Below are 22,817 nucleotides of genomic sequence, written 5' to 3'. Positions count from 1 at the left end.
CTGCGGCCTCTGACGGTCTCGGAGGATTTTCCTGATGAACAATGACGGCCGACCACCTATTGACGACATCCGCATGCGGGGGTTCGGGAAATTAACGCCCGTGAGCGAGGCCATCGAAACAATTGACCGCCAAAGGGGAGACATCGGGACGGAAACCATCGGCTTGTCATCGGCGGCCAATCGGGTGCTGGCCGGGGAGATCATTGCCCCGGTCAATGTTCCGAACTTCCGGCGATCAGCAATGGACGGATTCGCCGTGATGGCGAGTGAATCAACGACCATCCACCAAATCGTTGGTGAAGCCAAGCCGGGCCGGCCATATCGGGGAAGCCTCCAACCCGGCCAAGCCGTTCGCATCATGACCGGGTCTCCCGTACCCGTCGGGGTTGATGCTGTTGTCCCCGTGGAGAATTGTCGCTCAACCTCCGAATCGGTGGAGTTGCTCGAACCGATCCGGAAGGGCAAACACATCGCCCTGCCCGGCGAAGATGTTCGGACGGGCCAAAAGGTTTTGGAAAAGCATCGGATTCTTCGGCCGCAGGATATCGGCTTGCTCTCTTCGCTGGGCATCTCCGAAGTGACGGTGATCCGCAAGCCTCACGTGAAGATTCTGACCACCGGCGAAGAACTGTTGCCGCCGGGAACACCGCCAACGGAATGGCACATCACCGATAGCAACTCTGTGATGCTGCGGGCCTTGATCGAGCGAGATGGCGGCACCGTATTGGAAGCCAAACAATTGCCGGACAATCCCGAGATGATCCGGGCCGAAATGGGTTCGACGGGTTGGGATCTCTTGCTGGTGAACGGTGGAACCTCCGTGGGAATCGACGATCACGCCCCCCGCGTCCTTCAATCGCTGACAAGAGATATCATTCACGGGATCGACATGAAACCGGGGATGCCGACGGGCTTCGGAATGCTGGAAGATCAGCGGATGGTGTTCCTGCTCCCCGGCAATCCGGTGGCGTGCCTGTTCGGCTACGATTTGCTGGCCCGTCGGGCGTTGCGACGGATGGCGATGAGATCCTTGAGCCTGCCTTATGCTCCACTTCCAGTGATCTTGCGGGACCCCATCTCTTCAAAAGCCGGCCGGGTCGATTATGTCCGCCTGCGGATTAACTTCGACACCAACGAGGCAACCCCGTTGCCGCTTTCCGGGGCCGCCAACCTGAGCAGCACGGTGATGGCCGAGGGATTTGTCATCGTGGAAGAGGATTCAACCGGGCATGAAGCAGGATGTCAGGTGATTGCCCGGCTTTATGAATGACGGATGACACTTGTGTGATTGAACGAGAAAATCCCGCATTCCACTTGTCCGGCCAATCGGGACGTGCTAAATTTTTCAAATCCAAACTTGGAAGGTTCATGCGCAACTTCGTCACGATCTCGGTTTTCGCAGCCGCTGCTAGCGCGGGCTGTGCTGCCGTTGCCATCGCTGCCGTCGTCGCTCTCGAATAACTCCGGGTTTCGATCAACGCACAAACTGATCGGCCCCGGAGTAAAACTCCGGGGCTTTTTCTTTTTACAGGGACGGCCCCAATGTCAGTCAAACCGCTTGAGTTCTCCCGCAAGGCGAAACATACGCCGGAATCGCCGATCAGCTACTTCATGGAGCAGGCGCTTCAGAACCCGCACCTCGTCAGCCTCGCGGCCGGGTTGGTCGACGCCCCCTCCCTGCCTGCCGGTCCGATTGCCAAGGCCATCGCCGACATTCTCGCCGATCCGACGACGGCCAAAGCCGCTTTGCAATACGGGACCACGCAGGGCTATTTGCCGCTGCTTCAAAAGATTGTCAACCATGTCGCCAGCCTCGACGGCCTGACACCGGGCGATTTGGGTGTCACTCCCCGCGATGTCCTCGTCACCACCGGGTCACAACAGTTGCTCTACATGCTGAGCGAACTGATGATCGACGCCGGGGACATCGTCATCACCGAGTCGCCGTCTTATTTCGTTTATCACAGCGTTTTGGCCGGGAACGGCACCCGCGTGATGACGGTGCCGATGGACGAAGACGGGTTAATCGTCACCGAACTGGAGACTTTGCTCCAGCGAATCGAACGCGATGGCGAATTGCATCGGGTGAAACTGCTGTATACGGTCGATTACTTCCAGAACCCCACGGGGCTGACGCTTTCCGCGAAACGGCGGGAAGAGTTGATGGAAGTCATCACCCGTTGGGCGAGCAAGCAACGCATCTTGGTTCTCGAAGATGCCGCCTACCGGGAATTGCGCTATGAGGGGGACGAACTTCCGAGCCTCAAGAGCTTCGACCCTCACAATCGGCATGTGATCTACGCGGGGACGTTCTCCAAGCCCTGCGCCCCCGGCCTGAAGACCGGCTATGCGGTGATGCCCACGGAACTCGTTGAGCCGATGGTCCGGCTCAAGGGAAACCACGACTTCGGGTCAAACAACCTTTCGCAGCATGTGTTGAATCGCTTACTGGAAACCGGAGCGTATGCGGCCCATGTGCTGGAGCTTCGCAAAGTGTACCGCGAGAAGCGCAACACGATGCTCTCGGCCTTGGAAGAGCATTTCGGCGACCTCCCCGGCGTGAGCTGGACCCACCCTCGCGGCGGCATGTTCGTCTGGTTCACGATGCCCGAGGAGATCGCCACATCGCCGAACAGCCCGTTCTTGAAAGCGGCCATCAAAGAAGGAGTGTTGTACATTCCGGGCGAATTTGGCTACGTCTCCGAGACAGGGGAAAAGCCTCGCAGCGAAGCCCGGTTGAGTTACGGCGATGCGTCGCTGGCGATGATCCGCGAAGGGGTCAAACGCCTGCGACACGCCGCCGACGCGGTGATGAAAGCCAGCCGGCAACCGGTGGGCGTCTGATCGCTATTTGCCTTCCAATAGCTCAATCAGGCCTACGTCGATGTATTGGCCGCCGGTAGTTTGTTTGCAACTCACGGCGATCACGTTCTTGCTCGTTTTCAGAGCCTTGCGCCCGGCCTCGCCCACCGGGACCAAGCCGTAATCAACCGAAAATCCCTTCAGCGAAGCCGCCGAGACGCCGTTGATAAAGATCTCGGTGTCTTCGTCGTGATGAACACGGAAGAACAATTCTCCGGCCGGAAGATCCTTGATCTCAAATTCCCGGCGAATCCAAATGTTGGTGGTGTTCCACTCGGTGCCGACGAACGTGTTGGGGGTCATCTTTGTCCCGAAGCCGCCGGGGCCGGTCTTCCAGCCTTCGGCCGCAAATTCGGGTTTCATCCAATCGTCGCCCGGCTTGGCCAGCGTGTAATTCCACGTTTGCGGCTTCGTTTCGGACGTTTCCAATACCGTGCGAATGGGAGCTTTCCCGGAGAAGAGCCGCTTATGCCATTTGGCGGTTTCTTTTTCATCCACCTTGATAATGGCCCGGTCATAGGTCATCAATCCGTTGACTTCGACTTCCACGTCCGTCGTTTGCGTGTAGACGGCCGCCGAGAGGCCGCGATCAATCAGCGGAAGAAGCTGAACCATGAGGCGATGATAGTTTTGCCGAAGTTCCTCGGTCGTTTTGAACGTCTGGTAGCCCCAGTTATCCGAGTTTTTCCATAAGTGATCTTTGATGGGTAGCCCGAGGCCGCCAAACTCGCCGAGGACGCTCACCCGGTCGCTCATTACCGGGAACATGCCGGGGCCGGGGTATTGGTGCAAGTCTTTCATGTGCCCGAAGCCGCGATCCGTCCAGCCGCTCGGGCCGTCCACCAGCCGGGTTTTGTCGTAATCGGTCGTCCATTTCAGGACGTCGTTGGTGTCGTGCTGCCCCCAGCCTTCGTTGAAGGGAACCCACACGACGATGCAGGAAAAGAATGACAAATGATCGATCATCGCCTTTAATTCTTTGAGGTAGAGTGCCTGTTCGGGGGCATCAAACACAGCGTCCGTCTTGGCATCCGGGGCGATGAAATGTTTCTTCGTCCGGTTGATACAACTCGGCATGTCCTGCCAGACGAGAAAGCCCAACCGGTCACAGGCTTCGTAATAAGTCGCCGGTTCGACTTTGATGTGCTTCCGCAGCATATTCATGCCGAGGTTTTTCAGAACTTTGAGGTCATAAATCATCGCCTCGCTGCTCGGCGGGGTGTAGAGGCCATCTGGCCACCAGCCCTGATCGAGCGGGCCGTATTGGAACACCGGTTCATTGTTCAACATCAGCCGGTTGACGCCTTTGGCATCCTTCCCGACGGAGATTTTCCGCATGGTGAAGTAACTGCCCGCCTGATCCAGCGACTTGCCATCGCGAACGAGAGCCGCACGCACGTCGTAAACAACCGGCTTGTCCGGGGTCCAGCGTTTCGCATCGGGAATCTTGATGACCAACGGCTTGCCGACAGGGCCGCTCGCTTTGGTGACTTCCTTGGAGGCATCCATCACGGACACTTGAACAATGTCCGATTCTTTCAGACCTGTGCCAGCAAACGTGAGTGTCACCGTTCCGGCGTCGATGTCGGCCAGTGATTGCACACGGGTGAGATAACTTTCGGGAACTTGCTCCAGCCAGACGGTTTGCCAGATGCCGGTGACCGGGGTGTACCAGATGCCGTGCGGATTGCCGAGTTGCTTGCCGACCGGTTGGCTCCCTTTCTCAGTGGGGTCCCACACGCGGATGACCAGTTCTTGGTCCCCGCCGCCTTGGATCGCCTCGGTGATGTCGAATGAGAAGGGATCGAAGCCCCCTTCATGGATGAAGGTCTTGTCGTTCAGATAGATGGTGGCTTGCCAGTCAACCGCCCCGAAATTAAGGATGGTCCGGGTTCCCTTGGCGGCCACAGGCTTGAACGTCCGGTGATACCACAGAGCTTTCTCATCTCCCACGGTTTTGCCGACGCCGCTGAGCGACGACTCCACGCAAAACGGCACCAGAATTTGGCCATCCCACTTTTCCGGCTTTTTGGCATCCTTCGGGGTGATCGCGTAATCCCACAACCCGTTCAGATTTTGCCATTGGGAACGGCTCAGTTGCGGGCGGGGATATTCCTTCCACACGCCGTCGGGCTTGAGTTCCTTGCCCCATTTGGTGAGCAACGGCCCCGGAGCGGGTTTCCAGTCGGCCGCCGTCAGCGGAGCGCCGATCAGGGCGGTCAGGCCGAGGATGATCCATCGGAGATTCATGGGAGAGATCCCTTGGAGAGAAGAGGCAGAGATGTCACGCAACATGCGTCTGGTGATTTTTAGTCAAAACCGGGCCGAATCACAAACCCGCGAGTTTCCGGGCAACCTCAACATCTCGGTGGATGCGCCGGCGCACCAGAAATTCATCCTCATCCATCCATCGGCGAGTTTGTTCGTCCGAAGAAAAATCATCGGATGAGAGACTCAGCACCACCGCTTCGATGACCGTCAATCGCTGAACCGCCATGCTGTCAAACGAAATACGGGTGAGTTCCAGATTGGAAAAGAGTTCCTCGTAATGCGCAATTGCCAATTGACGCGGAGCCAAACCCAAGGCGAAGGCGTAAGAAGCGGCCAACGCCGTCCGGCTTTCGTGCATCATCTGGCCGTTGAACAGTTCTTCGCGGACCACTTGAATCACCTCTTTGGCCTGCTCCGTCTGGCCGAAGTAGAACCAACCGGCCGCGAGTTTGGCAAACGCGGGCACAAAGACCCCCCGGTTCAGCGCGGGTCGGCTCATCACCTCGGCAATGGTTTGATCGCTCATGCAAGCCGTGGCGGTTTCGTCCAGGAGTTCTTTGGCCTGTTCTTGCAATCCCACGCGGGCCATGAACCGATAGCTGCCCCCGCCGGTGGCGCGGGCAAACAACGCCCCGAGTTCCCCCTTTTGGGTCCGAATCATTTTTCGCAATTCTTCCAGAAGACCGGCAATCAAATTTGTGCGGCCGAAATGGGCCACGGTCACCGCCGCCGTTTCGATCAATTCGACCCGTTTGGCGATCTCTTGAACATCCATCGGCCGGTCGGCACGGGGAAGTGTTTTCTCCAGCAACGAATGGCATTCCAAGGCAAATGATTCGCCAATTCGCGTCGCCAGCGGCATGGCCACCATGAGAATTCGCAGCACTTGCCGGGGCGAGTGGGAAATCTTGAACAACTCCCGGAAGCGGGTTTCCAATTCCTCCGCATAGTTCTCGGCCCGGCGTTTCTTGTTGGCCGTCGGGGTGAGCGAACTGATTTCGTTCAGCGTCGCTTGGAGATGGTCGCCGACAGGCCGGGAGTTGCGGTAAGGGTCGATCCGCTCGAACGGTTCGAGAATCCGCGAGAATTGCAGATAACGCTCGGCCGACTCCCGCTCGGATTTGGCCAGGCTTCCGAGTTCGCGGCGCAAGGCCGGGGGCAACGGCGTTTGGGCATTCTCCCCGCGACATGCCTGCCGGACACGTTCCTGATATGCCTGAAACAGCCACTCTTGGGCCGGTGTTGCCAAAGATGCCACCTTGGCTTCCCAGCGTTTGGTCGAGTCGTCAAGGATCGTCCGGGCCACTCCAGTGTCGCCGAAGCGGGCCAGCGCGGAGGCAAACGTCAGGTCCACCCATGTGCGAAAGACGGACGCCAGTTCGTTCATCTGGCTTTGCGAACACCAAGACCATGCTTTTTCCCGAAGCCGCAAAAACAGATGTGAATCGGATTCTTCGGCGGGGTCTTTGCGGCCGTTTTTGCTTTGAAGAAACAGGGGAAAATCCCGGTCTTTGCGAAGGCCGTATTCCATCAAATCCCGCAAGACGCGATCTCGTGCCCGCGAAAGGGCAAGCACGTCATTTCCCGCCAGTTTCGACAGGGATTCCCAAGCCAGCCAGGCGAGCCGGACGGGCATCCGAACATCGTGCTCCTCCAGCGTTGTCGCAATCGCTGGAATCACATCCGGTGGAAAAGCCGGTTTTGGCCGGGAGGCGGCGTGAATCAGCGCGACGGCCAGCGTCCGCAAGTCATCGGCCGTCGGTTCTTTCCGGTGGCAAATCGCCAACAAGGTTTGCTTGCGGATGGCGGAATGATTGTGCGCCCACGACGGCATCCAAATGCCCTTCGCCTCCTCTTCCCACACGGCAAACGACCAACAACGGTCGGCTTCTTCGTCCAATTGGGCCAGCCGATTTTGCCGGGCGAGGCCGGCCCACCATTCTTGGCGGTAAGCCGAATCCAACGGCAGCGTCGAGTTTCGGAACCGGTTCTCCAACAATCGCAAATGGGCGACGACCTGCTCCGGGGCAGGAATCTCCGTCTCCGGAGGAACCTCCAGCGGGGGAAGGACATTTTCCTTCGGCGGCGCGACGCCCTTGACCACCGCCGGCATGTTCTTCGGCGGCTCGACATAAACGGAGTTGTCTTCACGACCGGGCCGTTTTTTCGTCGAGAGTGTCGGCGATTCTTTCGGTTCCGACCGAACGGCGAAAACTTCGTTCTGAAAAAGCGACCCTGAAAGCTCCATCTGCTTATGAAAGTTGGGTTTAGGACACACGTATGTCACCCATTCCGTCAGAGGGCGAAACGCCTCCCTCGCCGCACGATGGACATGAAACCGTCGCGGGCCATCCGGTTCCAGCCAGGTGAACTCGTGCTTCCGAACCAGCCAATCTCGCAAAAAATCGCGGCGAAGCAGCGGAGTCAACCGGCTATCGCACGGCACAAAGACATTTGGCAATCGAAGAAGGGAGACATATCGGCCGGTGTGAAATGGCAGGGTGGGCGGCCCGTCCGCTGACTGGCAACTCCGAAGAATCACCCGGAACGATCCCGCCAGTTCAAGAAACGCGAATTCGAGACGTTCCACCAGCGTATCGTGGTGCGTCCGGACAAAGTCGTCGAGCGTTTCCAACGGGCGGTTGTCGAGAATCCAGCACTCGGGCCGCTCGGCCGTACGGCCAAGGCCGAGACACACGGCCATCGGGCATCGGATTTCGTCATCATCTCGGGACATGGGGCCGCCGGACGGTCTGCGGGTGATAACCCACGGAGCGGGACACGCTGGCGGGGGTTCGGCCATCCTATCACGACGACTGAAGGCAGTCACACGGGGGCGTTGGATAAAATGCCATCATGGAAAATTACCAATCCCATCCCGAATACCTCGCGTTGTTGGAAACCGTGCTGCACAACCCAGCGGATGACGCTCCCCGCCTCATTATTGCTGATTGGATCGAGGAGGCGGGCGACGACGATCGGGCCAAGTTCATCCGACAACAAATCACTGGCGATCCCGCTTGGCGACAGATGCGTATTCCACAGATGCTAAAATGGTTTGGGGTTTGGTGGCCGGAAAAAGCCTTCTGCCGGGTTATTCGCAAAGATGGCTGCCCAGTCAAGCTCTCAATGCGAAGACCCAAGGATGAAGAAGGCGACTTTGCGACAGAACTGATCATTGAACGGGGATTTTTGTCCGAGTTATGCGTCTCCGGCCAAGTTTTCTTGGAGCAGGCCAAAAAAATCTTTGCTCAAAGTCCCGTCGAACGAGTCCGATTGACAGACGTCGAAGCTCGAAAATGCCGCGAGGACTCCGCAAAAGTTGAAGTCCACAAACATGGTTGTTTGGACCTCAAATGGCGAAAATTCTACGGCTCCTCCGTGTTACATAGATTAGATGAAGTTTTTTACGACTTGCTCGTTGCTGGCACAGGGTTGATGACCGAATATAGCGATGGTCCCAAAGGACTTTTTACGCGAGAGTATGAAACGAGCGAAGATTTCATTGAAGACATCTCAATTGGGTGCGTGAACTACGGCCGTCAGTTCGTCGGTCTGCCTGACCTGCCAGCCAACTGAGCTTCAGCGTAACGAACATTCAATGACGACGCGAAACCCCGCAACAGCGACAATGTGCTGCCGGGCACCGCATTCATTCGCCTCAGTGAACGCCGTTTCTTCGAGCCAGCGATGAAGGCTCCCGTGTCTTGTCTGTCGATAACACAACACCCGACGGCTTACGCCGCTCGGCTCATTTTTGGCACCGCGTGATATGTTCCTGTTCCGCTTCGTGAGAAAGTTTTTTGCGAACCTACTTGATGCCCCCGCCTTCTTTGCATAATGTTGTTCCTTACCAAAATGCGGGCGTAACTCAGTGGTAGAGTGCCACGTTGCCAACGTGGTTGTCGTGGGTTCAAATCCCATCGCCCGCTCTTGATTCTGACCGTTCGTGAGCCGAGAAGACCAGGAACCCAGCGGTGCTTCCGCGGTCCTTTTTCTTCCCGGCTCTTTTTCTTTCTTGGCGAGTTCAAACGTCATGGCCGAAGACATCACCGCAACGATTGACCCCTCCCTCGCGGACGCCGGGAAACTCCCCCAACAAGTGGAAATCACCGACGCGGGTCCGTGCAAAAAGCACGTCAAGATCACTGTCGGCCGGGAAGTGATCGACGGCCGGTTCAAGGAAAAATACGACGACCTTTACAAAGGTGGCGGCGCCCAACTCCCCGGCTTTCGGCCGGGCAAGGCTCCCCGGAAGATTGTCGAACGCAAGTTCAAGTCAGCCGTGCAGGAAGAAGTTCGCCGCGAAGTGCTGATGGCCAGCCTCCAGCAACTCGCCGAAGACAGCAATTTGGCCCCCTTGGCTCCGCCGAACCTGAACCCCGAGCAACTGGTGTTGCCGGAAGAAGGCCCGTTCGTCTACGAATTCGACGTGGAAGTCCGGCCGGAATTCGATCTGCCCGAATACAAGGGCATGAAGCTCAAAAAGCCGGTTCACACGTTCACGGAAAAAGAAATCACCGCCGAAAAGCAGCGGTATTTGGAAAACTTCGGCGAACTCAAGGACAAGCCGGAAGGTTCGACCGTCGAACTGAACGATTTGATCGTCACCAGCCTCAAGACCTACGACGGCGACAAAGAAATCAACTCAGTCGATGAGACGACCATCCGCGTCGAAACAAAACTGGCCCTCGCCGACTCCGTGATCGCGGACTTCGGCAACAAGCTCATCGGGGCCAAGGCCGGCGAATCACGGGACTTCGATCTGAAGCTCGGCGAAACCGTCGCCGACCAGAATCTTCGCGGCAAGACGCTCAAGGCCACTTTCTCGATCAAGGGGATCAAAACGGTTGTTCTCCCCGAGATGACTCAGGCGATGTACGAGGCTTTCGGTGTCCGTAATGATGATCAGATGACGGAAATGATCGCCGCGGCCCTCGAGCGGAACTTGGAATATCGTCAGCGGCAGTCGGCCCGCACGCAAGTGTTGAACGCCGTTCTCACGAACGTGAAGTTCGACCTGCCGCGGGATTTGCTCATCAGCCAGGCCACCCGCACCCTGCAACGCCGGGTGATGGAAATGCGGTCCGGTGGCATGAACGATCAGCAGATCGAAGCCCGGATGGCCGTCCTCCGGCAGAACGTGATGCAAAGCACGGCCGCCGCCCTGATGGAACACTTTGTTCTTCAGAAGATTGCCGAAGTCGAGAAGATCGAAATCGAAGACGGCGACATCGACCGCGAAATCGGCCGGATCGCCATGCAGAACGGCGAGAGCTTCCGCAAGGTCAAGGCCCAGATGGAACGGGACGAGTTGATCGAAGCCCTGGCCACCGATCTGCTGGAACGCAAGGCCCTTGATGTGGTGCTGGCCCATGCCGAATACGAAGAAGTGCCGCTGACGACCGGCGAATTGGAAGACGACGTGGCCAGCATGGAAGCCCAAGCCGTCCCCGGCGAACTGGTCCAGCCGAAGGCCGAGCCGGCCGCCATCACCGAGGGTGAACCTCAAAGCTGATTGGCGACTCTAAAGAAATGGCCATGAGCTTTGAGCCGTGAGCTTTGAGCAAAACCAAGACAGGCCGCAAGCCGCTTTTGTCTTGGTTTTGCTCAAAGCTCACGGCTCAAAGCTCATGGCTGCCGGCAAATTGCCGGTTGCCCGAATGCATAGGATGTTCAATAACTCGACCAGAGTACTGGTTTCAATTCCCGAAAGGCAGATGCCATGAGTTTCGCGTATCCGCCGTCGATGGGTCCGCTCGCCAATGTTCCGCAGGCGCAACGCTACCGCGACTATACGCGGATGCGGCAGATGTCCACCGACGATTTGCTGATGGAAAACCGGATCATCTTCCTGGGCAGCTCCCGTGAAACGGGCGGCAACCCGGAGATCAACGACTACCTCGCCAATCTCACAATTCAAAAACTCCTGTTCCTGCAATACGAAAACCGCACGCAGGAAATCCACATGTACGTGAACTGCCCCGGCGGGTCGGTCACGTCCACGCTGGCGATTTACGACACGATGCAATTCCTCGAATGCCCGATCGCCACTTATTGCATGGGCATCGCCGCCAGCGGGGCCGCCTTGATTCTGGCCGCCGGAACCAAGGGCAAGCGCTTCGCCCTGCCGAACTCCAAGATCATGATTCACCAGCCTTGGGGCCAGGTGGGTTACGGTCAGGTGTCCGACTTGGAAATCGAAGCCCGCGAAATGCTGAAGGACCGGGGCCGGCTCGACGAAATCCTCGCCAAGCACACCGGCCAGCCGATTGAAACGATCAACCGGGAAACCGAGCGTGACCGTTACTTTGGCCCGTATGACGCCAAGGAATTCGGCCTCGTGGACGAAGTGCTGACCAAACAAGCCGAAGCGGCCAAGAAGTAACGAGTTCCAACACCACACCTTCCAACCGGGCGGGCGGGGCCTGATCGCCACCGCCCCCGTGGAGAACCATACATGGCTTCCATACCGACCGTTATCTCGCGGGAAGGCAACCAACCGCCGCTGTTCGACGTTTACAGCCGGTTGCTTCAAGACCGCATTATCTTCCTTCAGGGCCAGGTGGACGACGACAGTTCGGCCTCGCTCGTGGCCCAGATGTTCTACCTTCAACTGGTTGACCCGAAGGCCGACATCCACTTTTACATCAACAGCCCCGGCGGCTCCGTCACGGCCGGGATGGCGATTTTTGACACGATGAAGTATGTGACCTGCGACGTGGCCACCTATTGCATCGGCCAAGCCGCCAGCATGGGCTCGTTGCTCCTGACCGCCGGCACCAAAGGCAAGCGTTTCGCCCTGCCGAACGCCCGCATCATGATTCACCAACCGCTCGCCGGTCTGCGGGGAACCTCGACCGAGTTCCAGATTCACGCGAAGGAATACATTCGGATGAAAAAACATCTGAATGGCATCCTCGCCGAATGCACCGGCAAACCGATTGAAGTGGTCGAAAAGGACACCGACCGGGACAACTTCCTCTCGGCCACCGAGGCGGCTTCCTATGGACTGGTGGATCATGTGATCGACCACATCCCGAACCCGACCATCGTGAACGCACGCTAAATCGTTCGATCACTTGTTGATCCACAACCCCGTTGAGCTTTACTCAACGGGGTTGTTTTGTTTTCAAGCATCTCATCGATCAACTTCCCTTGAAACAACCCCGGAACTGCCTGCTTTCTGCGTGACAATGCCGAATGTCACGGGTAAACTGTGGATCAATCGCCCCCTACCCCGTGATTTCCCACCATGCGATTTTCTCCCTTTGCGGCCCTCCTCGGGCTGTTGTTCGGCATCACCAACCTGAACGCGGACTCTCCCCCCGTTCCGACGAAGTATTGGGCCTTCATCGGCACATATACCGGAAAAATGAGCAAGGGGATTTACCGCATCGAGTTCGACACGGCGACCGGCAAACTCGGCAAGGCCGAGGTGGCGGCCGAGATCGGCAGCCCGTCGTTCCTGGCGGTGCATCCCAAGCTGACGCATTTGTTTTGCGTTTGCGAAGAGGGCATCAAAGGTCAGAAGGGGGGCGGCGTCGGTTCGTTCACGCTTGATCCCAAGACAGGTGAATTGAAAGCCGTCAACGTCGGAAGTTCCGTCGGCGACGGGCCGTGCCACATTGTCGTAGACAAGGAAGCCAAGAACGTGCTGCTCGCCAATTACGGCGGCGGCAGCGTGGCCGTGTTGCCATTGGGCGAAGGCGGCAAGCTCGGGGAAGCCACCTCGTTCGTGCAGCACAAGGGTTCCAGCACGGTCAAGTCCCGGCAATCCGAGCCGCACGCCCACTCGATCAATTTGGACAAGGCCAACAAATTCGCCATCGTCGCCGATCTTGGCCTCGACAAGGTGCTCGTGTACAAATTCGACGCCGCCCACGGAAAGATCGCTTTGAACGACCCGGCCGGCGTCGCCCTCGAAAGCGGCGACGGCCCCCGGCACTTCGCCTTCCACCCGTCGAAGCCGTTCGCCTATGTGAACAACGAACTGAGTTCCAGCGTGACGGCCCTGACCTACGACGCCGAGCATGGAACCTTCAAGAAATTGAACTCCCTCTCCACGCTGCCGGAACCGACGAAAGGGAACTCCACCGCCGAAACGGTCGTGCATCCGAGCGGCAAGTTCGTTTACGTTTCCAATCGCGGCCATAACAGCATCGCCATGTTCGCGGTCAATCAGGACACCGGCGAATTGAAAGCCCTCGGCCATCAAGGCGAAGGGATCAAGGTTCCCCGAAACTTTAACATCGACCCGAGCGGCCAATGGATGCTCGTCGCCAACCAAGACGGCCATAGCGTGATCGTCTTCAAGATCGATCCTGAAACCGGCAAACTCTCGCCGACCGACCAAAAGGCTGAAGTTGGCTCCCCCGTGTGCATCAAATTCGTCCCAAAACTGTGACCGCTTTATAAGGAGAAGAGCTTCACGTAAAGTGCGCCAAGGGTCGAAGGAATCAAATGAAGTCCTTTGAGATACAAGGACATAAATTCATTTCACCGACCCTTGGCGCACTTGGCCTCTTGGCGCACTTGGCGTGAAACTCTTCTCTTCAAAAATCCTACCTTCCGAGTTCTCTCATGTCCCGATTCTTGATTCCGCTGGCCGCCATTCTCTTCTTCACATCGCTATCCGCTGCCGAGAACTGGCCGATGTGGCGCGGCCCTCGCGGAGATGGAACCTCTCACGACAAGGGCTTCCCCACCAAGTGGGATGCCACGTCGAACACGAACGTGGCTTGGAAGTGCGAGATTCCCGGCAAAGGGCATTCGTCGCCCATCGTGTGGAACGACCGCGTGTTCCTCACGACCTGCCTGGAAGACAGTGATCCGAAGAAACCGCAGGACCGTTTGTTGATTTGCATTGATCGCAAGGACGGCAAAATCCTCTGGCAAAAGACGGTGCTCTCGGCCCCCAAGGAACAAATTCACAAGTTGAACAGTTTCGCCAGTTCGACCCCGGCGACGGACGGCACACATGTGTTCGTCACGTTTTTCGAGAATCCGAACGTCGTCGTTGCGGCCTACGATTTCAAGGGAAACGAAGTCTGGAGGAAGTCACCGGGAGAGTTCCAATCGCAACACGGCTTTTGCAGCCCGCCGATCCTTTACAAGAATCTGGTGATCGTGAATTGCGACCAAGACGCCTTCGGCAAAAAGAAGCCCGCCTATGTGGTGGCTTTCGACGGGAAGACCGGCGAGGAAAAATGGCGGATCGACCGGCCGAACCGCATCCGTTCTTATTGTCCGCCGCTAATCGCCGAAGCGGGCGGCAAAACTCAAATGGTGATGACAGGTTGCCTGACTGTGGCGAGTTATGACCCGGACACCGGCAAACAATATTGGATCATCAACGGGCCAACCGAACAATTTGTGGCCAGTATGATCTATCACAAAGGATTGTTCTTCCTGACCGCCGGTTTCCCGACTTATCACGTCATGGGCATCAAACCGGATGGCGAGGGAAACATCACCAAGACGCACGTTGCCTGGCACGAGGAAAAGGGGGCGGGCTATGTCCCGTCACCGGTCGCCTCGGGGGACAACATTTTCCTCGTTCACGACGACGGCCGGGCCACCTGCCGGGACGCCCTGACCGGCAAGCTCCAATGGTTTGAACGTCTCGGCAAGCACCACAGTGCTTCACCCGTCGCGGCCGAGGGAAAGATCTTTTATGCGGACGACGACGGCGTGATGTTCGTGGTGAACGGATCGGAGAAATTTGATCTGATCGAGAAGAACAAAATCGGGGAAACGGTCTTTGCCTCCCCGGCATTCTCGGAAGGACAGATTTTCCTGCGAGGAAGCAAGCACTTGTATTGTCTGGCCGAGAAGAAGTAAGCAAAGAAAAGACTTTTCTTTGCTTACTTCTTCAGCGAACTGCTTCTAGAACACCGCAATGCACCATTGTCGGTGTGATCTTTGCCGTCGGCTTCAGACCGACGGTCATCAACCATTTGCGGTATTCTTCCGCGGCATATGCCCGCCCTTCCGTGAGGGTGAACAAAGCCGCCGAATACATGGCGATGGGAAACGGGCCGCCCAAATCGTCGTCCAAGAATACGTCGTGAACCAACAAGCGGCCGCCATCGAGAAGATCATCAGCACAGCGTTTCAGCAATCGCAGGCATTCAGGTTCGTCCCAATCGTGGAGGATGTTCGAGAGCAACATCACATCCGCCGACGGAACCGGATCGGTGAACATGTCCCCCGGCACGAGTTCCAGCCGATTGGCGACGCCGTAGCTGACGGCCATTTCTCCGGCCACTTTCAGCACCTCGGCCCGATCCCACACGATGGCCTTCAGGTGCGGATTCTTTTGGAGGAAGGCAATCGCATAGATGCCGGTGCCGCCGCCGATGTCGAGAAGTGTCTTCGCCCCCGAAAGATCAACGGCTTCCGCGAGATAGGGGGCGACATTTTTGGCCCGACCGGCGAGGGCCATCGTGAGTCGGCGGGCCGAGTCGCTTTGATCCATCGCCGATTCGAGGCCGGGCCGGAAGATGAACGCGGCCCCCGTGTCTTCCTTGCGGTTCTCGGCCGGTTTGTTGGTCTTCAACCGCTCGGCCATCGCCCGCACTTGCGGAGCTTCAGCCACCAAACCGACATAGCCGCCCACCTCGAAATATTCTTCCGGAACCAAATGTTCGCGGGCCTCCGGCGTGAGGGTGTATTTGCCGACGGAATCAATTTCGATGAGTTTCATCGACCGCAACGCCGTGAACAGCACATTCGCCGCTCGATTCGCCAGGCCGGTTTCCCCGCTCAACTCCGTGAAGGTTTTCGGCCCCTTCGCCAGCTTGCCGAAGATGTCGAAATCCGTGCAGGCGACCGTGAGAAGTTCCGTCCCGTAGCCATTGCGGAAATGCTCGAAGATTAGCGTCGGATCGGTCGTCGGTTTCGTCAGCGCTGAGAGAGGCATCATGGAATCCTTGAAAGGGGTCACACGCTTCGCCCGGCCAGCCAGCCGGTGCTCCACGCTGCCTGAAAATTGAAGCCGCCGATGGGGCCGTCCAAGTCCAGCACCTCCCCGGCGAGGAACAATCCCGGCACAATCTTGCTCTGCATCGTGCGGGAATCAACCTCGTCCAGCGACACACCGCCGGCCGTCACTTCGGCTTTCTCGAAGCCGAGCGTGCCGCGGACAGGGATGCGAAGATGTTTGATAGCGGTCACTAATTGAAGGCGGTCGGCCTTGGCCAGCCCGCTGGCTTTTCGGTCAAGCGGCTGTTTTGTAAGCGTTAGAATCGTGTCGGCCAGCCGGCGGGGGAGTTGCTCACTCAGCACGCTGGCGAGTTGTTTCTTCCCGGAGTTCAGCGATTCGTTTTTCAGAAAATCATCAACCTCGGCATCGATGCGGCCGGGGAGGAAATCCAACTCGAGTTCGAGACTCTTCGGGTCTGCGTGCAGGCTGATGGCTTTGCTGATATTCAACGGCGCCGGGCCGGTGAGGCCGAAATGGGCGAAGAGGAAACCGCCGCGTTTCGCCGAGAGGGTTTTGTCTTTTTCCAAAACCTTCATGCCGACATCTTCGAGGGTGACACCCCGAAGTTCATTGACCCAAGGTACATCAATGGTGATCGGCACGAGCGAGGGTTTCAGGGCGACAATGGCGTGACCCAATTTGGCCGCAAAACGATAACCATCCCCGCGCGTGCCGCAACCGGGGAATGACTGGCCGCCGGTGGTCAGAATCACATGCGAAGTGTTGATTGTCCGTTTGGGAGTGACGATTCGCAAGCCAGCGTCGGCGCGATCAAGTTCGTTGACCGGTTCCTCCAAGGCCAGCGTGGCCCCGCTGCGACGAAGCCGGGAGAGCAAGGCCTCCAGCACATCAAGGGCTTTATTGCTGACAGGGAAGATTTTCCCCGTGTCCTCGACCTTGGTGGCGACCCCCTCGGCCTCGAATAATTGAATCGTTTGTTGAACGGAAAACGCCGCAAGCGCGGAGTGCAAAAATTTGCCGGGTTTGCCGTAGGCGGCGACGATTCCCCGGTTATCGCAAGAGTGGGTGATGTTGCAGCGAGTGCCGCCGGACATCAGGATTTTCACGCCGGGCTTGCGGTTCTTTTCAAGCAACAAGACCCGCCGGCCCCGCTCGGCGGCGTGGATGGCGGCCATCAGCCCGGCCGCGCCGCCGCCGATCACGACCACGTCCCAATCCGGCGGCGCTAGGTTTTCCATGATTGACGGTCAGACGACTTCCAACTGTGGCTGTCCGGACTTCACGTTGAAGTATTTCGCCTGCGGGTGATGGAATACAATCGCCGTTGTCGATTGTTCCGGTTCCAACAAGAACTGTTCGGTCAGCGTAATGCCCACCCGCTGCGGTTCAATGAGGTTGAACAGCCCGGTCTGGTCTTCCAGATTCGGGCAAGCCGGATAACCGAAGGCATACCGGCGACCGCGATAGTGCCCCTTGAAGAGCTTTCGCACTTCTTTGGAGTCCGAATCGCCAATGCCCCATTCCATCCGCATCTGCTGATGGAAGTATTCGGCCAGCGCCTCGGCCGTTTCCACGCCCAGCCCGTGCAAGAACAAATAGTCCTGATATTTGCCGCTGTCGTACAGTTCCTTGCAACGCCTGCTCACTTCGTGTCCGGCGGTGACGGCCATGAAGCCGACGTAATCGACCGCCAAACCATCGCGAGCCGGTTCGACATAGTCGCTCAGGCAAAGAAACTCGGCAAAGTCCTGACGCGGAAAATCGAACGACTGCTTCGGCGTCTTGCGGTCGTCTTCGTAAATCGTCAGCGTGTTCCCCTCGCTCGCGGCCGGGAAAAATCCGTAGGTCACGGCGGGCTGCATCACGTTTTCCGCAAGGCACATCGCCTTGAGCCGGTCCAGCGCCGGGCGGGCGGTGTTCTCGATTTGATGGCGATACTCGGTCGGGTTCACGCCCCCTTTGACGAACTGCCATTGGGTGCTGAACAAGGTCGTTTCGTTGAGAAACCGGAAGATTTCCTGAACATCGAAATTCTTGCGGATGCGACTGCCGAGAAACGGCGGTTCCGGCATATCGGGGGCCGGCGGCAACGACGGCGACCGGCGGGTGCGGATGGTGGCCGCCAGATCATGGGCCGGACAACATCCGGGGCAAACCAAATGATGGCTGACCGCGTCGATCGTGTCGAGTGTGGCAGCCTTGGGCACGGTCCGGCCGTCGTTTCGCCGACTGGCCTCGGCCACGCCCTTCAAAGCGGCGCTGCCAACCGTGGCGAGTTTTTTCTTGGCCACCAACTGGTCCATGATGCGCAGGCCGTCGAAAGCGTCTTCGCCGTAGAAAAGCTGGCCTTTGTAAATAGCCCGCAAATCCTGCTCGACGTACTTGCGATTGAGGGCCGCCCCGCCGAGAATCACCGCCGGGTTCAGCCCCCGTTCGTTCATGGTGACGAGGTCTTCTTTCATGATGACCGTCGACTTCACCAAGAGGCCGGACATGCCAATGGCGTCCGCGTTGGACTTTTGGAACTCGGCAATCATCGCATCCACGGATTGCTTGATGCCGAGGTTGAAGACCTTGTAACCGTTGTTGGTGAGGATGATGTCCACGAGATTCTTGCCAATGTCGTGAACGTCGCCCTTCACGGTGGCGAGAACAATTTTCCCCTTCTCGGCCCCCTCGACCTTCTCCATGAATTTTTCGAGATAAGCGACCGCCGCCTTCATCACCTCGGCTGATTGCAGCACGAAGGGAAGCTGCATCTTGCCGCTGCCGAACAGTTCGCCAACGACCTTCATGCCATCCAGCAGAATCCGGTTGATGATATCGATCGGGGAATATTGCTGTCGGGCGGTGTCGAGGTCGGCGATCAATGTTTCTCGCCGACCTTGGATAATGGCTTCCTTGAGGCGTTCCTCCACGGTCTCGCCGAGCGATTGCCCCTTTTTCGATTCGGTCTTTTTGTCCGCATAATGTTCGATCAACATTTGCAGGGGATCTTCGACGCAATTCCCCTCGGCGTCGAACTTCCGCTCGTCAAACAAGAGACGGCGGCACAACTCCATGCCGACCGGATCGATATTGGCCAGCGGCATGATTTTGGCCGCGTGCAGAATCGCAGAGTCCAGCCCATATTCGAGCGCGTAGTGCAGATAGACCGAGTTCAACACCTGCCGAGTGTACGGCGACAAGCCGAACGAACAATTTGACAGGCCAACGTGGGTCAGCGCGCCAGGCAGTTCCGTTTTGATTCTTCGGATCGCTTCAAACGTGGCGATGGCCGATTTGCGTGTTTGTTCCTGCCCTGTGGTCACCGGGAACACCAGCGGGTCGAACATCAAGTCCGTGGGGGGAATGCCGTATTCATGCACCACAATGTCGTAAATGCGTTTGGCGACTTCAAACTTCCATTCAACCGTGTCGGCCTGCCCCTTTTCGTCGATCGTCAGGGCCACCAAGGCGGCCCCGTATTTTTTGGCGAGAATCGTCTTGGGATCGAGCGTCTTCCGGCCGTCTTCCAAGTTGATGCTGTTGATGATCGTCTTGCCGGAACAGAGCTTGAGCGCCGCCTCGATCACCGGCACTTCCGTGCTGTCGAGCATCAGCGGCTTGGTCAGCACCTCGTTGTAACGCTTGATGACCTCTTTCATGTCCCGCACGCCGTCGCGGCCGACATAATCGACGCACACATCTAGAACGTGAACGCCTTCGCGTTCTTGTTCACGGGCCATTTCAACCAGCCCGTGCCAGTCGTCCTTCTCCAGCAGTTGCTTGAACTTTCGTGATCCGTTGGTGTTGGTTCGCTCGCCAACCAACAGCGGACGTTGATCGACAATCAACTCTTGGGCAGATTGGAGACTGCAAACAGCCGGAAGATAAGTCACCTTCCGGGCGGCGGGGCGAGTGCCGTGCAATTTTTTGACCACGGCGGCAAGATGTTCGTGCGTTGTTCCGCAACACCCGCCGATGATGCTGGCCCCGTACTCATTGACAAAGCGGGCCAGCCAGTCGGCCAGCCCGGCCGGGTCAAGCGGGAAGTATGTTTCATCTCCGCGAGTTTCCGGCAACCCGGCGTTTGGCAACACACTGAAGCGTTTGCTGCTGTGGCGGCTCAGGTGACGAACATCGTCGTTCATCAAGTCCGGGCCGACGCCGCAGTTCATGCCGAGAATATCAATCTCGCTGATCGGTTCGAGGGCGACGAGAGCCGCCGGGATGTCGGTCCCCGGCAGCATCTTCTTGTTCGCGTCAATGATGGTCAGTTGAACCATCAGCGGCAAACGCACCCCGGCCCGCTTCATTTCTTCAATGGCGGTGATGGCCACACACTTGGCTTGCAACACATCAAAACAGGTTTCGATCAGGATAGCATCGACCCGCTCTTCGATCATGATCTGCAATTGACGACGATACGCTTCCGCAAGAGTGTCGAAGTTCGCATAAATGGCCGGATCGGTGAGCGAGGGCATTTTAGTGCCGGGGCCGACCGAACCGATGACGAACCGGGGGCGATCCGGCGTGGCGAACTCGTCGGCGGCTTCCCGAGCCAGACGAATATTCAGCCGGTTGATCTCCTCCAGCTTGTCGCCCATCCCGAATTCATCGAGAACCAGTTGGGTGGCATTGAAGGTGTTTGTTTCGATGCCATCGCATCCGGCGGCAAAGAAACCGCGGTGAATGTCCTTGATCCACTCCGGGTGGGTATAGACGAGGGCATCCGAAAGGTTGAGGAGGGATTTGCCGTTCGGGGCGTACCCCCAGTCCTTGTCGGTCGGCTTGTAGCGGTGGAGGCTCGTGCCCATGCCGCCGTCAAGGATCAGAACTCGTTCGTCGAGCAGGCTCAGGAAATCAGCCGGCATGGGTCATCGCTTCCGCAAGGGGGCAATCTAGAAGTATAGGAGAGGATAAGAGGGCGAGGGTTCGTCATCCAGTGGACGAACCCATTCAATGCGTGTGAAACGAAAGAGAAAAAGCGGCCCCTCCCTTCGGACGAATCCTTGTCCCGGGAGGGGCCTTACGAGGCGAAAGGCACGTCATGCGCCCCCCGATTGCCTCATTTCCAACTGGTCTCAGGTCGCGGAGGGAGCAAAGGCTCCCCGACCCACGCGCTTCTGTGGCGAATACCTGGGGACATCCATGCCCCGGATGACCTGAGCCAGCGGTCTCATGGTCGCCGGAACCGGCCTCATGTTTCCGCATGGAAACATGGCACGGCTTCGCGGCGAGGCGTTTCGTGGCCGTTCGTTTTCGAACGACGATGGATTGAAATCAACGATTTTCGTTGATCGGGGTAGAGAGATTACCGCGTTGGAGATTCCGAGTCGCGGTGTCGGTGTTCCGGTTCGGCGAATGCCAAACCAATCGTGGTCATGGCGAAGCGGCAAGCAGGGCTTTCGGGAAGGGCGGTCCCGTTGTCGTTCTTGCGAAGAGCCATTCTGAATCCCGTCGATGGGTGGAGGGCGACCAAGCGATGGCGAGATGTTACATTGGCCTGCGGCCTTGTCAAGCCTTACTTTTTCGGAATCATCGGCACAACCGCCAAACTCCTTGTTTTTAACGGAGTTTCGGCTTTGCGGAAATTTCACATCAACTAATCTTCATGTGTTCACACGTGATTTTGTTGATTAATTTCCGCCTCCATCGGACAGCCTCCCGGCCGAAACGCATCAATGAATGCCGATGCGTTTTCACTATCCCTTCGCCTTCAATCTCCGTTCTCAGATTTTCCCCGGACATGAAATCTTCGCCAAGAGAAAAACTCGCCTGAATTCGCCGAAAAATTTGAAGCAGTTGTTTCAGGGGCACACGCCGGACGGGTGAATTTTCACAACAAGTTTGGAGAAAGGAAGAAACGACTCGATCCCTTCGTTTTCACTCGGGGAGTCGCGTCATTACTGATGGATGTTGTCTGCCGTCCGACAAATTTGCCGGGCGGGCTCATCTGTAAAGCACAGATGAGACAGCAAAATGAAAAACACCCCCGCCTGTGCCGTGTGGAACGTTTTGTGGGAACCCGAAATTAAAGTGGAAACCTCCCGGCTGGATATTTGGATCACCACTACGATTCCCTCCGAAAAGGGGCGGTGGGCTTGCAGCACCAATCGGATTTTGAAAGGTCTCCATCGGGTTTCACATCGGTTCGCCGCAAAATGTTCGTGCCAATCTCGAACACCGCAGGGGTGACCCAATCATAGCCATTTTTCGGACACGTGACAAGTTATCCTGTTCCCGTCTCGCCCGACATGGTATCCTTCCCCTCGGGCGTGACGGCTTTGACGCTTGTGACGCCCGGTTTGCTCGTCTCCCGACATCCGGAAACTGACGGAACGGCCGTCGTTTTTCAAGCGACACAGCCGGTTCCTTGGGAAGATTTTCCATGTCATTGATTCTGATTGCCGAGGACAGCCCGACCCAAGCCTTCCATTTCAAAAAGCTCATCGAAAAGGAAGGCTACGTCGTCGAATTGGTCTTAAACGGCCCTGACGCGCTGAAACGAATCGGACAGTCCGTGCCGGACTTGCTCCTCACCGATCTCATGATGCCGGGAATGACCGGGCTTCAATTGATCGAAGCCTGTACCCGCGAGCATCCGATGCTTCCCAGCATCCTGATGACCGACTTCGGTTCAGAGGATGTCGCGGCCGAGGCTTTGCAAAAGGGAGCGGTGAGCTACGTCCCCAAGCGCCGCGCGGATCAGGATCTTCTGCGAACAATCAACAACATCCTTGGACTCACCAGA

Annotated in this window: 14 protein-coding genes and 1 tRNA gene; 10 read left to right on the top strand and 5 right to left on the bottom strand. The window is 57.5% G+C overall.

Annotation, left to right across the window (positions count from 1 at the left end; translation table 11 throughout):
* Positions 1–34 precede the first annotated feature (34 nt).
* Positions 35–1,270 (top strand): molybdopterin molybdotransferase MoeA, encoded by a 1,236-nt coding sequence (locus BGIM_RS0123320; RefSeq protein ID WP_020472141.1) that lies wholly within the window; start codon positions 35–37, stop codon positions 1,268–1,270.
* Between the two features lie 272 nt (positions 1,271–1,542).
* Positions 1,543–2,844: an aminotransferase-like domain-containing protein gene (locus BGIM_RS0123310; RefSeq protein WP_020472139.1), complete on the top strand. Its 1,302-nt coding sequence runs from the start codon at positions 1,543–1,545 to the stop codon at positions 2,842–2,844.
* Between the two features lie 3 nt (positions 2,845–2,847).
* Here the strand turns inward: BGIM_RS0123310 and BGIM_RS0123305 are convergent, their stop codons facing one another.
* Together BGIM_RS0123305 and BGIM_RS0123300 are read right to left on the bottom strand one after the other, a co-directional pair.
* The gene (locus tag BGIM_RS0123305; protein WP_020472138.1) at positions 2,848–5,112 is read right to left on the bottom strand and encodes a glycoside hydrolase family 2 protein; all 2,265 of its coding nucleotides are present in this window, start codon (positions 5,110–5,112) and stop codon (positions 2,848–2,850) included.
* Between the two features lie 79 nt (positions 5,113–5,191).
* On the bottom strand, positions 5,192–7,870 hold the full coding sequence (locus tag BGIM_RS0123300) for a hypothetical protein (protein WP_029630337.1): 2,679 nt from the start codon (positions 7,868–7,870) through the stop codon (positions 5,192–5,194).
* 119 nt (positions 7,871–7,989) lie between these two features.
* On the opposite strand from BGIM_RS0123300, the gene BGIM_RS0123295 reads away from it, so the two are divergent.
* From BGIM_RS0123295 to BGIM_RS0123265, 7 genes are all read left to right on the top strand, one after another.
* On the top strand, positions 7,990–8,712 hold the full coding sequence (locus tag BGIM_RS0123295; protein WP_020472136.1) for a TIGR02996 domain-containing protein: 723 nt from the start codon (positions 7,990–7,992) through the stop codon (positions 8,710–8,712).
* A gap of 281 nt (positions 8,713–8,993) precedes the next feature.
* Positions 8,994–9,065 (top strand) — tRNA-Gly (locus BGIM_RS0123290).
* A 104-nt stretch (positions 9,066–9,169) separates the two neighbouring features.
* Entirely contained in the window at positions 9,170–10,651 is a 1,482-nt protein-coding gene (tig, locus tag BGIM_RS0123285; RefSeq protein WP_020472135.1) for a trigger factor, read from the top strand.
* A gap of 207 nt (positions 10,652–10,858) precedes the next feature.
* The gene (locus BGIM_RS0123280) at positions 10,859–11,521 is read left to right on the top strand and encodes a ClpP family protease (RefSeq protein ID WP_020472134.1); all 663 of its coding nucleotides are present in this window, start codon (positions 10,859–10,861) and stop codon (positions 11,519–11,521) included.
* 72 nt (positions 11,522–11,593) lie between these two features.
* Complete coding sequence (locus tag BGIM_RS0123275; RefSeq protein WP_020472133.1) at positions 11,594–12,202, top strand: ATP-dependent Clp protease proteolytic subunit; 609 nt, start codon at positions 11,594–11,596, stop codon at positions 12,200–12,202.
* 186 nt (positions 12,203–12,388) lie between these two features.
* The gene (locus tag BGIM_RS0123270) at positions 12,389–13,540 is read left to right on the top strand and encodes a lactonase family protein (protein ID WP_020472132.1); all 1,152 of its coding nucleotides are present in this window, start codon (positions 12,389–12,391) and stop codon (positions 13,538–13,540) included.
* A 176-nt stretch (positions 13,541–13,716) separates the two neighbouring features.
* On the top strand, positions 13,717–14,976 hold the full coding sequence (locus BGIM_RS0123265; RefSeq protein WP_020472131.1) for a PQQ-binding-like beta-propeller repeat protein: 1,260 nt from the start codon (positions 13,717–13,719) through the stop codon (positions 14,974–14,976).
* Between the two features lie 31 nt (positions 14,977–15,007).
* On the opposite strand, the gene BGIM_RS0123260 is transcribed toward BGIM_RS0123265, so the two are convergent.
* From BGIM_RS0123260 to metH, 3 genes are read right to left on the bottom strand one after another with little or no spacing between them, the layout of a single operon-like run.
* Positions 15,008–16,060 (bottom strand): methyltransferase, encoded by a 1,053-nt coding sequence (locus tag BGIM_RS0123260; protein WP_202947292.1) that lies wholly within the window; start codon positions 16,058–16,060, stop codon positions 15,008–15,010.
* A 17-nt stretch (positions 16,061–16,077) separates the two neighbouring features.
* Positions 16,078–17,319, bottom strand: a complete 1,242-nt coding sequence (locus BGIM_RS0123255; RefSeq protein ID WP_020472129.1) for a BaiN/RdsA family NAD(P)/FAD-dependent oxidoreductase — start codon at positions 17,317–17,319, stop codon at positions 16,078–16,080.
* A gap of 9 nt (positions 17,320–17,328) precedes the next feature.
* Entirely contained in the window at positions 17,329–20,937 is a 3,609-nt protein-coding gene (gene metH / locus BGIM_RS0123250) for a methionine synthase (protein ID WP_020472128.1), read from the bottom strand.
* A gap of 1,517 nt (positions 20,938–22,454) precedes the next feature.
* On the opposite strand from metH, the gene BGIM_RS0123230 reads away from it, so the two are divergent.
* Positions 22,455–22,817, top strand: a 363-nt coding sequence (locus BGIM_RS0123230; protein ID WP_029630334.1) for a response regulator, incomplete at its 3' end; no start/stop codon positions are given.

Origin of the sequence: Zavarzinella formosa DSM 19928, from assembly GCF_000255705.1 — a bacterium.
In the GTDB taxonomy this organism is placed as follows: Bacteria; Planctomycetota; Planctomycetia; order Gemmatales; family Gemmataceae; genus Zavarzinella; species Zavarzinella formosa.
Note: the sequence above shows the minus strand (reverse complement) of the source record. Positions and strands in the feature narration are given on the sequence as shown.